The following is a 13,156-nucleotide window of genomic DNA, read 5'->3' on the forward strand; positions in this document are numbered from 1 at the left end:
GAAAAGTCCTTAGCGCGTGCCGCCGGTTTGTTTGAGGAAGTTGGCGAACAGCTCGTGGCCCTGTTCGGTCAGGATCGACTCGGGGTGGAATTGCACGCCCTCGATGTTCAGGATTTTGTGGCGCAGGCCCATGATCTCGTCGACCGAACCGTCTTCGAACTGGGTCCAGGCGGTCAGTTCAAGGCAGTCGGGCAAGGTTTCGCGTTTGACGATCAATGAATGATAGCGGGTAACCGTCAGCGGATTATTCAAGCCGGCGAAGACGCCCTTGTCTTCGTGGAACACCGGGCTGGTCTTGCCGTGCATGACCTGGCGGGCGCGGACCACATCACCGCCAAAGGCTTGGCCGATGGACTGATGGCCCAGGCACACACCGAGAATTGGCAGCTTGCCGCCAAAGTGTTTGATGACGTCAATCGAGACGCCGGCTTCGGTCGGAGTGCAAGGACCTGGGGACACGACGATGCGCTCAGGGTTGAGGGCTTCGATTTCGGCAACGGTCAATTCATCGTTGCGCACGACTTTGACCTGGGAGCCCAGCTCACCAAGGTACTGCACAACGTTGTAGGTAAAAGAGTCGTAGTTATCGATCATCAGCAACATGGCGTTAAAAACCTCTTGAATTCACTGACTTCTAATGCAGCCTTCGAACGAAGGTCCCGCTGCGGCCTGCGCTTGATCGGTCAAGGCGGCCGGCAGACGGGCAGTTCGTGGCTCAGCCTTGTGGAGTTTGTTCAGCCAGGGCAACGGCGCGGAACATCGCGCGGCGCTTGTTCAGGGTTTCTTCCCATTCCAGCGCCGGCACCGAATCGGCGACGATGCCGCCACCGGCCTGCACATGCAGCTCGCCGTTCTTGATCACCGCCGTGCGAATCGCAATGGCGGTGTCCATGTTGCCGTTCCAGGCGAAGTAGCCGACGGCGCCGCCGTAGACACCGCGCTTGACCGGTTCCAGTTCGTCGATGATTTCCATGGCACGAATTTTCGGTGCACCGGACAAGGTACCGGCAGGCAGGATCGCCCGCAGCGCGTCCATCGCAGTCAAACCAGACTTCAATTGGCCAGTGACGTTGGACACGATGTGCATCACGTTGGAGTAACGCTCGATAACCATCTTCTCGGTGAGCTTCACCGAACCGATTTCTGACACACGACCGGTATCGTTGCGACCCAGGTCTATCAGCATCAAATGTTCGGCGATTTCCTTGTCGTCCGAGAGCAGGTCTTTTTCCAGCGCCAGGTCAGCTTCTTCGTTGGCCCCTCGCGGGCGAGTGCCGGCAATCGGGCGCACGGTGATCAGGTTGTCTTCAACCCGCACCAGCACTTCCGGCGAACTGCCAACGACATGGAAGTCGCCGAAGTTGAAGAAGTACATATAAGGCGTTGGGTTGAAGCAGCGCAGCGCACGGTACAGATCGATTGGGGCGGCTTTGAAGTCGATCGACATGCGCTGGGACGGTACGACCTGCATGCAGTCACCGGCCAGGATGTACTCCTTGATGGTGTCGACCGCTTTTTCGTAATCGTCCTGGGTGAAACTGGAGCGGAACACCGGATCGGCCGAGTTCTGCTTGCTGAAATCCAGGCCACGGCGCGGAGTGATCGGCTGACGCAGCTTTTCCAGCAGCTCTTCCAGACGTTCGCGACCTTGCTCGTAGGCGTCTTCCTGCGCTGGGTCGGCCAGGACGATCGCGTGCATCTTGCCGGCCAGGTTGTCGAACACCACGACGGCATCGGAGACCATCAGCAGAATGTCCGGCACGCCCAGCGGATCCGGGTTTGGGCACTTGCCCAGACGCTTTTCCACATAGCGCACGCAGTCGTAACCGAAATAACCCACCAGGCCGCCGTTGAAGCGCGGCAGGCCGGCGATGGTTGGCACGTTGTAGCGCGCCTTGAAGGCTTCGACGAAGGCCAACGGGTCTTCGACGTCATGGCTTTCGGTTTCGACGCCATCGACGGTCACGCTGACATGATGATCGTGAACCCGCAGCACGGTGCGGCACGGCAGGCCGATGATCGAGTAACGGCCCCATTTTTCGCCGCCCTGTACCGATTCCAGCAGGTAGGAGTTGGGCTCGTCGGCGAGCTTCAGGTAGATCGACAGCGGTGTGTCGAAGTCGGCCAGGGTTTCGCAGGCAAGCGGAATGCGGTTGTAGCCGGCAGCGGCCAAACGCAGGAATTCTTCGCGGATCATGATGTGCCTCGTGGCTTGAGGGTCTAACAGTCAGGTATGCAAACGCGCCGGATGACCGGCCAGGAAAAAGTCAGGCGCGCCAACGCCAGCGGGCCAGGGCCTTGATGACTTTCATCCAGAGTTTGCGAGTGACCACCACGATGGAATTTCCAGGAGGGGATTGAGGAGCGTCGGGCAACGTTATCTCAGCGGCCTGATCCAGGCAACCGGGAATTAGCTTGCGTAGATCGTCGATCACCAGCGAAGGCGACTCGTCGGCGATCGGACGGCCATGGTTATAGCCATAGCTGAGGGCTACGCACTTGACCCCAGCCGCTTTCGCCGCCAGCACATCACTGCGCGAATCGCCGACGAACAAGGACTGCGACGCCGGGATATTGGTCATTTTCATGACGAAAAACAGCGCAGCCGGGTCCGGCTTTTTCTGTGGCAGGGTGTCACCGCCGATGATCAGACGGAAATAACGACCGATTTTCATCTGATCCAGCAACGGCGCGACGAAGCGCTCCGGCTTGTTGGTGATCAGCGCCATCTCGACACCCTGCTTTTGCAGCCATTTCAGGGTATCGCGCACGCCGGGGTAGACCACGGTCAGCTCATGGCTCTCGCCGTAAGCCTGCATGAAAATCTCCAGCGCGGCTTCAGCCTCGGCGTCATCGACCGCCGAATGGTCAAGACCACCGGCCAGCGCACGACGAACCAGTATCGGTGCACCATTGCCAACCCACTCGCGCACCGCAGCGATTCCCGCCGGGGCACGCCCAAGTTTGAGCAGCATGTTATCCACAGCCACCGCGAGGTCCGGGACCGAATCGATCAACGTGCCATCCAGATCGAACATCACCAGCCTTGGCAGACCTCCCGGGAACAGCTGCTCGAAACCACTCATGGGCGAGCCAATGCCAGTTCGGAGCGCATCTTCTCGATCACTTCCTGGTAATTCGGGGCATTGAAGATCGCCGAACCGGCGACAAAGGTGTCGGCGCCCGCTGCGGCGATTTCACGAATGTTGTTCACATTCACGCCGCCGTCGATTTCCAGACGGATGTCGCGACCGGACGCGTCGATCAAGGCCCGTGCTTCACGCAGCTTGTCGAGGGTGCCTGGAATGAACTTCTGCCCGCCAAAGCCTGGGTTAACGCTCATCAGCAGGATCATGTCGACCTTGTCCATCACGTACTTGAGTACGTCCAGCGGGGTCGCCGGGTTGAACACCAGGCCAGACTTGCAGCCGCCTTCGCGGATCAGTTGCAGGGAACGGTCGATGTGCTGGGTGGCTTCCGGATGGAAGGTGATGTAGGTCGCGCCGGCTTCGATAAAGTCACCAACGATGCGGTCCACCGGGCTGACCATCAGGTGTGCGTCGATCGGCGCGGTCACGCCGTACTTGCGCAGCGCCGCGCAGACCATCGGGCCGATGGTCAGGTTGGGCACATAGTGGTTGTCCATGACATCGAAGTGCACGAAATCGGCGCCAGCGGCCAGGACGTTGTCCACTTCTTCACCCAGGCGGGCGAAGTCGGCGGAGAGAATCGACGGAGCAATTACGAAGGGCTGCATGACGCACCTTTTCTGAGCTAAATCACGATGGCGCGCATTGTATACCTCATGCTTTGAAGCGCGCACCGTGACCGCGATGATCAGTAAGCCGCTCGGTAGATCTTCTCGATATCGACGGCACTCAGTTTGCGCGGATTATTGCGCATCAGGCGCTCGATCCCCGCCGCTTCCGTGGCCATGGCCGGGATGGCCTCTTCGGGAACGCCAAAACTGCGCAATCCCGACGGAATTTCCACCGCGGCGCACAGCGTACTCATGGCCTCCACGGCTTTATCGGCCGCCTCATTGGCACTTAGATGGGCGGTCTTCACCCCCATGGCCTCGGCGATATCTTGCATGCGTTCGACGCAAGCCATCTTGTTCCAGGTCATGACATAGGGCAGTAGCAAGGCATTGCTCACGCCATGGGCGATGTTGAAGCGCCCACCCAGTGGATACGCCAGTGCATGCACCGCACCGACGCCGGCATTACCGAACGCCATGCCGGCCATCAGGCTCGCGGTTGCCATGTCTTCGCGAGCTTGCAGGTTGGATGGGTTGGCGTAGGCCTTTGGCAATGCCTTGGCGATCAACTTGATCGCACCGATGGCCAGCGCATCGGTAATCGGCGAAGCATTGACCGACAGGTAGGATTCGATGGCATGCACCAACGCATCGACGCCACTGGCGGCAGTGACGCTGCGCGGACAGGTCAGGGTCATTTGCGGGCTGACCAGCGCCACATCCGGCAACAGGAAGTCACTGACAATGCCCTTCTTCAAGTGCGCGACCTTGTCGGAAAGGATCGCCACGTTGGTCACTTCCGAGCCGGTGCCGGCCGTGGTGGGAATCGCGATCAATGGCGGGCCCTTGCGTGGCACCTGATCGATACCGAACAAATCTTCCAGTGCGCCGTGGTACCCCGCGTAGGCCGCAACGCTTTTGGCGATGTCGATGGCACTGCCGCCGCCCAATCCGATCAGCCCGTCGTGACCGCCCTCACGATAAACCCGCATGCAATCTTCGACGATGGCAATTTCCGGGTCGGGGAGTACGCGGTCGAAGATCTCGTAGCTGCGCTCGCCCAACTGCGCCAGCGCCAGCTCTACCGTTCCGGACTTGACCAGGGCGGCATCGGTGACGATCAGCGGATTGTCGATGTCCAGTCGCGTCAATTCCGCCGACAGTTGCTCGATAGCCCCTGCACCGGTGATCAGTTTGTGAGCGATTTTGAAAGAGGAAAGACCCATGTGCGCAGCCTCTTATAGATGTGGGAGCTGGGCACAAGAGTAGCTGGGGATTTTGGGTTGGCTGGTATTCAGGCCATGAATGACCTGTAGGAGCTGCCGAAGACTGCGATCCTTTGACTTTGTTTTTCAAGATCAAAAGATCGCAGCCTTCGGCAGCTCCTACAAGGGACGGCTTCAGGCCTGTGCGGTGCGCAGTTTCTCGCTGCGGCCACGCAGCCATTCCAGGGTCAACAGCAGAATGATCGAGAAGGCGATCAGCAGCGTCGCAGCGGCGGCGATGGTCGGGCTGAGGTTTTCGCGAATGCCGCTGAACATCTGCCGCGGTAGGGTCGCTTGCTCGGGACCGGCGAGAAACAGTGTCACCACCACTTCGTCGAACGAAGTGGCGAAGGCGAACAGCGCACCGGAAATCACGCCGGGTGCGATCAACGGCAAGGTCACGCGACGGAATGCAACCAGCGGCGAGGCACCGAGACTGGCGGCGGCGCGCACCAGGTTGTGATTGAACCCCTGCAAGGTCGCCGACACCGTGATGATCACGAACGGTACACCCAGCACGGCGTGCACCACGATCAGCGAGGTATAGCTGTTACCGAATCCCAGTGGAGCAAAGGTCAGGTAACTGGCCACACCGATGATCACCACCGGCACCACCATCGGCGAAATAACCAGCGCCATCACCAGCGCCTTGCCCGGGAAATCGCCCCGGGTCAGGCCGATCGCCGCCAGCGTACCGAAAATCATCGCCAACACGGTCGCAGCCGGAGCCACGATCATGCTGTTCTTCAACGAACGCATCCATTCGGCCGAGGCAAAGAAATCCTGGTACCAGTGCAGCGAGAAGCCTTGCAGCGGATAAACCAGAAAACTCCCGGAGTTGAACGACAGTGGAATGATCACCAGCACCGGCAGAATCAGGAACAACAGAATCAAGCCGCAGAGAATCCGCAAGCTGTAGAACCACACCCGTTCGATGGGCGACATATAAGGACTCAGCATTTCAATCTCCCCTTAGCTCAGGCGCAGGCGGCTTGCGCCTACCAGCCAGCTGTAAATCAGATAAAGCACCACGGTCGCCAGCAGCAGCAAGCCGCCGAGTGCGGTCGCCATACCCCAGTTGATGCTGGTATTGGTGTAGAAAGCGACGAAGTAACTGACCATCTGATCGTTCGGGCTGCCCAGCAACGCCGGGGTGATGTAGTAGCCGATGGCGAGGATGAACACCAACAGGCAACCGGCGCCGACACCGGCATAGGTCTGAGGGAAGTACACCCGCCAGAAACTGGCAAATGGATGACAGCCCAGGGAGATCGCCGCACGCATATAGGTGGGCGAAATGCCCTTCATTACGCTGTAGATCGGCAAAATCATGAATGGCAGCAGGATATGCACCATGGAGATGTAGACACCGATACGGTTGAACACCAATTCCACCGGTTTATCGATAATGCCCATGGCCATCAGGCCGCTATTGATCAAGCCACCCGATTGCAGCAACACGATCCACGCCGCGACACGCACCAGAATCGATGTCCAGAACGGCAACAGAACCAGAATCATCAGCAGGTTGCTCTGCCGCGACGGCAGGTTTGCCAACAGGTAAGCCAATGGATAGGCCAACACCAGACAAACCACGGTAATGATCAAGCCCATCCAGAAGGTGCGAGCGAAGATGTCGAGGTAGATCGCCTGATCCGGTGTGGCCGGGGCCAGTTCGCCAAGATCGTCGATCCGATGATCGACAGCCGCCAGCAGGTAATACGGCGTAATGCTACTGGTGTTGCGGCGAACGGCTTGCCAATAGGCCGGGTCACCCCAACGCTCATCGAGGCCTTCAAGTGCTTCTTTATAGGAAGCCGGCTCAGTGGCCAGCGGAAGAGCACGGGCGGTTTTAGTCAGCAAGCTACGATAACCTGCCAGCTCCATGTTCAGGCGTTTGGACAGATCACCCAGGGTCTGATTCTTGCGAGCATCGGCGAGGTCTTCAGCCGCTGCCTTATAAACCGGTTCAGCGGGCAGGCCACGGCCGTCCCAACTGGCGATAGCCGTCACGGTACGCGGCATGCCGCCGACCACTTCCGGGTTACCGACGCTTTTGTAGAGCAGCGCCGCGATCGGCACCAGGAACACCAGCAACAGAAACAGCACCAACGGCGCGATCAACGCCTGGGCCTTCCAGCGGTTGACCCGCTCGGCGTGCTTGAGCCGTTGCTTCAAGGTGGGGTCGGTGCCCGCGTTCACAGGAACGGCGATAGCCATGGCGTACTCCGGAAATCTTTGATCGTTACAGAGAAGGCGAGCCCCCTCTGTTATTGATAACTACACCTCACCCCTGTAGGAGCGAAGCTTGCTCGCGAAAGCGCCGGCACATTCGACATTGATGCTGGACGACACACCGTCTTCGCGGGCAAGCCTCGCTCCTACAGGAGAGCTAGCGTCTGCTTATTTCGCAGCCCAGGCGTTGAAGCGCTGCTCCAGTTGCTCGCCGTTATCAGCCCAGAAGCTGACATCGATCTGAACCTGGTTGGCGATGTTCTCCGGGGTGGTCGGCATGTCTTTCAGGACATCCTTGGCCAGCAGCGGTACGGCTTGGGTGTTGGCCGGGCCGTAGGCGATGTTTTCCGAGTAGGTCTTCTGCTGCTGCGGCTGCACGGAGTAGGCGATGAACTTCTTCGCCGCGTCAGCCCGTGCCTTGTCCAGACCTTTTGGAATGGCCCAGGCGTCGAAGTCGTAGATGCCGCCGTTCCACACCACTTTCAGGTTGCTTTCTTTCTGCACGGCAGCGATACGGCCGTTGTAGGCCGAGCTCATGACCACGTCACCGGAGGCGAGGTATTGCGGCGGTTGTGCGCCGGCTTCCCACCACTGGATGTATGGCTTGAGTTCGTCGAGTTTCTTGAATGCGCGGTCCTGACCGTCCTTGCCGGCCAGCACTTTGTAGACATCCTTGGGCGCAACGCCGTCGGCCATCAGTGCGAATTCCAGGGTGTACTTGGCGCCTTTACGCAGGCCGCGCTTGCCCGGGAACTGCTTGGTGTCCCAGAAATCCGCCCAACTGGTCGGTGCGGTTTTCAGCTTGTCGGCGTTATAGGCCATCACGGTCGACCACACGAAGAAGCCCACGCCGCATGGTTGGATAGCGCCCTTGACGTAGTCTTCGGTCTTGCCGAACAGGGCCGGGTCCAATTGCTCGAACATGTCTTCGTCGCAACCACGGGACAGTTCCGGCGACTCAACCTCTACCAGATCCCAGGACACGCTCTTGGTGTCGACCATGGCTTTGACCTTGGCCATTTCACCGTTGTATTCGCCCGCCACGATCTTGCCGTTGCCTGCCGCTTCCCACGGTGCGTAGAAGGCTTTGACCTGCGCGGCCTTGTTCGCCCCGCCAAAGGACACCACGGTCAGGTCCGGGCCTGCGGCCATTGCGCCCGCCGCCCCCATCATGCCCAGTGCCAGAGCGGTGAATTTCAGGGATTTCAACATTTATTGTTCTCTCCACGTGCAGGGTTGGTGTGTTGAAGCGCGGGCGATCAGTTCGCCTCTAGAATCGGGTCGAGCGCACGTACGTGCTCGACCTGCCAGCCAAGCGGAACCACGTCGCCGACCGCGAGCGCAGGATCGAGCTCGGCAATCGGTTGTTTCACGAAGAAGTCGGTCTTGCCACAGACTTCCAGGCGAACCCGGACGTGGTCGCCCAGATAGATGAATTCCTCGACCCGTCCCGAGAAGCGGTTGCTGCAAGCCTCACTGGAACCATTGAGGCTCACGCGCTCCGGACGAATGGACAAGGTCACCGGCTCACCGGTCTTGCCGACATTCACCGCCAGTGCCTCAACTTTTTCACCACGGCTCAGCTCAACCACGCAGCGGTCACCGGTCTGGCTATGCAGCCGGCCATTGAGTCGGTTGTTCTCGCCGATGAAATTGGCGACGAAGGTGTTTTTCGGCTCTTCATAGAGCGTGCGCGGTGGTGCGATCTGCTGGATCTCGCCTTGGTGGAATACCGCCACACGGTCGGACATGGTCAGGGCTTCGCCCTGGTCGTGGGTCACGTAGACCACGGTCACGCCCAGGCGCTGGTGCAGGTGTTTGATTTCCATCTGCATGTGTTCACGCAACTGCTTGTCGAGAGCACCGAGCGGTTCGTCCATCAACACCAGTTGCGGCTCGAACACCAGCGCACGGGCCAGTGCCACCCGCTGCTGCTGACCGCCGGACAGTTGCCCCGGATAGCGCTGGGCAAAGCTGTTGAGTTGCACCATGTTCAACACGCGCTTGACCTTGTCGCCGACCTCGCTCTTGTTCATGCCGCGTACGGTCAGGGGAAACGCCAGGTTCTCGGCGACGGTCATGTGCGGGAACAAGGCGTAGTTCTGGAACACCATGCCGATGTCACGCTTGTGCGGCGGTACGTTGTTGATGGAACGCCCGGCCAGCAGGATTTCACCCGCAGTCGGCGTTTCGAAACCGGCGAGCATCATCAGGCTGGTGGTCTTGCCGGAGCCCGACGGCCCGAGCAAGGTGAGGAATTCGCCTTTGCGAATGTCCAGGTTGAGGTCTTTGACGATCAGGTTCTCGCCGTCGTAGCTCTTCTGCACTCCACGAAAGCTGACCAGAACATCGTTGGCCCCTGCGCTTGAATCGACCTGGCTCATACCCGCACCTTTGTTGTTGATGACTGCTGTGGACTAAGCCTAGTGGACGCTGGAACCTGCGCAAATCGGGACGCAGGAGAGAATCGCCTCAGCCGGATGGAAGGTTGGGGGTAGGGATTGCCCTACAAGGATGGCGTTATTTGGCAGACACGGCGACGAGCGGTCAGCTACAAGCCGCAAGAACAAGCAAAAGCGATTGCTCAGGCATGTCGCAAATGGACATGGCAACGAGAATCCCTGTAGGAGCACAGCTTGCTGGCGATGGCGATTTCAAGGGCGCCATCGCCAGCAAGCTGTGCTCCTACAGGTTTAAGCGGTGTTCTAGAGGAGTTTGTGTTCCATGGCGTACTTCACCAGTTCGGCCAGCGAAGTGATGTTGAGTTTCTGCATCAACCGCGCTTTGTGGGTACTGATGGTCTTGCTGCTCAATGCCAGTTGCTGAGCGATGTCGTTGACGTTGGCGCCCTGGGCCAGGCGCTCGAACACCGAAAACTCCCGTTCCGAGAGCAACGAATGCAACGGACGCGAATCGGTCAGGCCGACTTCGAAGACCATGCGATCGGCCAGTTCCGGATCGATATAACGCCCGCCTGCCGCAACCCGACGGATGGCTGTCAGCAACAGGGCCGGGTCGCTGTCCTTGGTTGCGTAACCGGCTGCTCCGACTTTCAATGCCCGCGCCGCCATCTGCGCCTCATCGTGCATCGACAACACCAGGATCACCGGTGGATTGTTCAGTGCGCGTATCCGCGGAATCGCTTCCAGGCCGTTAACGCCGGGCATGGAGATATCGAGCAGCACCACTTCGCAGGGCACATGCCGCAAGGTCTCAAGCAACTGTTCGCCATTGCTCGCCTCCCCCACCACCAGCAAGTCCTTGGCCAGGCCGATCAATTGCTTGATGCCTTCGCGGACGATGGTGTGGTCTTCGGCTACCAGTACACGGATCACTTTCCTTTCCTCATTGATGGGTTGAACGTCGGAAAAGATCGCAGCCTTTGGCAGCTGCTACATTGGATCGCGTTTCACCTGTAGGAGCTGCCGAAAGCTGCGATCTTTTACCGATCCAGAGGTACTCGCACGATCAGCGTCGTGCCCTCACCCGGTTCACTCTCAAGTGACAACTGCCCGCCCATGATCAACACCCGCTCGCGCATGCCGACCAACCCAAAGGATGTCGGCCTTTCATTCGTCGCGACAAATCCTACGCCATCATCGCTGACAGTCAGACACAACTCGCCGCCTTCGAGGGCCAGCGTCAGTTCAACAGTATGCGCCTGGGCATGACGCATGACATTGGTCAGTGCCTCCTGAAGTATTCGAAACAGGCCGATCGCCTTCGCATCGCTGAGCACCGGTAAATTATCCGGCACCTGCACCAGACACGGGATATGCGTACGCGCCTCGAAGCGACGAGCCTGCCATTCGATGGCCGAGGCGATGCCCGCATCGAGAATCGGTGGCCGCAACGCCGTCGCCACGTCACGCACCAGCTGAAACAGCTGGGCAATCAAGCGCTTCATGCTGTTCAAGCGCTCGTGCAGCCCAGGGTCCAGCTGTGCGTAGGCTAGCTCACACATGGACGTTTCCAGTTTGAGCACGGTCAACATCTGCCCCAGTTCGTCGTGAACCTCCCGGGCAATTCGCGCCTTCTCCTCTTCGCGCACGCTCTCCAGATGCGCGGACAACTCCCGTAGCTGCTCTCGCGAGCTGGCCAGTTCCAGTTCAATGCGCTTGCTTTCGCTGATGTCCCAGACAATGCCATCCCAGACGTACGCACCGTCCTCCAGTTGCCGGGTAATCGCCTTGATTTCCGCCCAGCGCTGCTCACCCTGACGCGTGAGAATTCGTCCTTGCCAGGACCAATCGCTATCGGTATCCAGCGCATGGTCCTGGGTCTGGTGATAACTGGCCTTGTCGTCCGGATGCACCAGGCTGCGCAAGCCTTTGTCACGATGGGCCAGGGTCGCCGGTGAATAACCCACCAGAGTCTCGCTGCCTTCGCTGATGTAGGCAAAATCGATCTGGCCTGTCACTGGCGCCCGCTCCAGCCGAAAAACCAGACCGGGAACGTTCGCCGCGATCCCCTGCAATCGTGCTTCGCTTTCGCGCAATGCGGCCAGGGCGCGACGGCGCTCAGTCACGTCGGTCAGATACACCACCAGGTACTCGCCTTCGCGAAAGCGCAGGAAACTCAGCGAAACATCCGCTGGCAGGATGCTGCCGTCGGCTCGCACACAATGGGTTTCGAAACTTTGAGGCGACTCATCGCTGGCCCTGGCACTTTTCCACAGGTTCAACCAACGATCCATGTGCAAGCCGGGTTCGAAATCGATCAAAGGCCGGTCGATGGTCCCGCCCGACGGATACCCCAGCATGGCTTCGGCCGCTCGGTTGGCATAGCGCACGTGGCTGTCCCAGTTGACCCACAGGATGCCGACGGTGCTCTGATCGATGGAAAACTGGGTGAGCCGCAGGGCTTCTTCACTGGCGGCGCGCAAGGCAATGTCTTCTTGTGCCGCGACCAGTCGCAACTCGAGGCTGCGCTGCTGGCGGCGCTGCCAGAACACAATGGCCATGCTGCTCAGCGCCAGCACCAATAACAGCAGGCAGAGGTTTTGCCAGAAACCGGGCGACTCGGTGAGCCGGGGATACTTGGGCTGCAGCCATTGGTTGTGCAGTGCTTCCAGCTCCTTGGCCGGGATCGCCCGCAAAGCGCTTTCGATAATACCGGCCAATTCCGGCTTATCGCGTCGGGTAGCCACCCGCAGCAATTGCGGCAAGCCGATGTCCCCCACCACCACCAGCCCGGCGAATTCCGGCTCGATGGACAGGCGCCCCAACTGCGCTTCATCAATCACGGCGAAAGAGGCTTGCTGGCTCAACAGCAATTGCAGCGCCTGCCGCTCGACCGGAACGCCTTGCAGGTTCAGGTGCGGATAGTTGCCCCGCAGGTAATCGGCGGTGGCACTGGGCATGCGCACGGCGACGCGGGTCTGGCTGTCGAGTTTTTCCAGCTCCACCACACCGGTGCTTTTCTGGTCGCTGACCACCAGTTGCGGCACTCGCATGTACGGATCGGAAAACTGCCAAAATCGCAGGCCACCGGGGGTTTGGGTCAGCCCCGGGGCAATATCGATTTCTCCCGCGCGGGCCGCAGCCTCCAATTGTTCGAGGTCCGGAAAGTTGCGCCAGCTCAGCTCGACCTTCAGCGATCTGGCCAACCATTTCATCAGCTCGACATTGACCCCGGACAGACGCTGCAGGCGGCGATCGTACTGTGCGTAGGGTGCTTGCAATACCACCCCCACCCGCAATTCGTCCTGCTGTGCCAACCATTGCTGTTGTTTGGGCGACAAGACGGCCATTTGCGCCGGGGGCACAGCCGCCCAGACCATCAAGGGAAACCACAAGCAGCCGATAACCCACAGGCAGCGAAAACGCATCATCGAACTCTCACACCCTGACAAAAACTGATCAACCCATTAGGCTGCCGGAATACATTCTGGCCT

Annotated in this window: 11 protein-coding genes; all 11 read right to left on the minus strand. The window is 59.6% G+C overall.

Annotated features, from left to right (window positions below):
- Positions 1-9: 9 nt before the first annotated feature.
- The 11 genes from ABTV22_RS27160 to ABTV22_RS27210 all read right to left on the minus strand — a co-directional run bounded on the left by ABTV22_RS27160 (position 10) and on the right by ABTV22_RS27210 (position 13,093).
- Positions 10-603, minus strand: coding sequence for an aminodeoxychorismate/anthranilate synthase component II (locus ABTV22_RS27160; protein ID WP_433737396.1), 594 nt, complete (start codon positions 601-603; stop codon positions 10-12).
- A gap of 112 nt (positions 604-715) precedes the next feature.
- Positions 716-2,197, minus strand: a complete 1,482-nt coding sequence (trpE, locus tag ABTV22_RS27165) for an anthranilate synthase component I (RefSeq protein ID WP_433737397.1) — start codon at positions 2,195-2,197, stop codon at positions 716-718.
- Positions 2,198-2,267: 70 nt separating this feature from the next.
- Positions 2,268-3,086 carry a phosphoglycolate phosphatase gene (locus ABTV22_RS27170; RefSeq protein ID WP_433737398.1) on the minus strand — a complete coding sequence of 273 codons (819 nt, stop codon included), beginning with the start codon at positions 3,084-3,086 and terminating at the stop codon, positions 2,268-2,270.
- Positions 3,083-3,757 carry a ribulose-phosphate 3-epimerase gene (gene rpe, locus ABTV22_RS27175; protein WP_433737399.1) on the minus strand — a complete coding sequence of 225 codons (675 nt, stop codon included), beginning with the start codon at positions 3,755-3,757 and terminating at the stop codon, positions 3,083-3,085. Before rpe ends, ABTV22_RS27170 begins: the two co-directional genes overlap by 4 nt.
- 80 nt (positions 3,758-3,837) lie before the next feature.
- Positions 3,838-4,986: an iron-containing alcohol dehydrogenase gene (locus tag ABTV22_RS27180; protein ID WP_433737400.1), complete on the minus strand. Its 1,149-nt coding sequence runs from the start codon at positions 4,984-4,986 to the stop codon at positions 3,838-3,840.
- Positions 4,987-5,160: 174 nt separating this feature from the next.
- The gene (locus ABTV22_RS27185) at positions 5,161-5,985 is read right to left on the minus strand and encodes an ABC transporter permease (RefSeq protein ID WP_433737401.1); all 825 of its coding nucleotides are present in this window, start codon (positions 5,983-5,985) and stop codon (positions 5,161-5,163) included.
- A 12-nt stretch (positions 5,986-5,997) separates the two neighbouring features.
- A complete protein-coding gene (locus tag ABTV22_RS27190) occupies positions 5,998-7,245 on the minus strand; it encodes an ABC transporter permease (protein WP_433737402.1) in 1,248 nt (415 codons plus the stop codon).
- A 183-nt stretch (positions 7,246-7,428) separates the two neighbouring features.
- Entirely contained in the window at positions 7,429-8,472 is a 1,044-nt protein-coding gene (locus ABTV22_RS27195; RefSeq protein ID WP_433737403.1) for an ABC transporter substrate-binding protein, read from the minus strand.
- 47 nt (positions 8,473-8,519) lie between these two features.
- Complete coding sequence (locus ABTV22_RS27200; RefSeq protein ID WP_433737404.1) at positions 8,520-9,644, minus strand: ABC transporter ATP-binding protein; 1,125 nt, start codon at positions 9,642-9,644, stop codon at positions 8,520-8,522.
- 321 nt (positions 9,645-9,965) lie between these two features.
- A complete protein-coding gene (locus ABTV22_RS27205) occupies positions 9,966-10,595 on the minus strand; it encodes a response regulator (protein ID WP_090325697.1) in 630 nt (209 codons plus the stop codon).
- Positions 10,596-10,702: 107 nt separating this feature from the next.
- Positions 10,703-13,093, minus strand: coding sequence for a PAS domain-containing sensor histidine kinase (locus ABTV22_RS27210; RefSeq protein WP_433737405.1), 2,391 nt, complete (start codon positions 13,091-13,093; stop codon positions 10,703-10,705).
- Positions 13,094-13,156: the final 63 nt, after the last annotated feature.

Source organism: Pseudomonas putida, assembly GCF_050990305.1.
Classification (GTDB): domain Bacteria; phylum Pseudomonadota; class Gammaproteobacteria; order Pseudomonadales; family Pseudomonadaceae; genus Aquipseudomonas; species Aquipseudomonas putida_AH.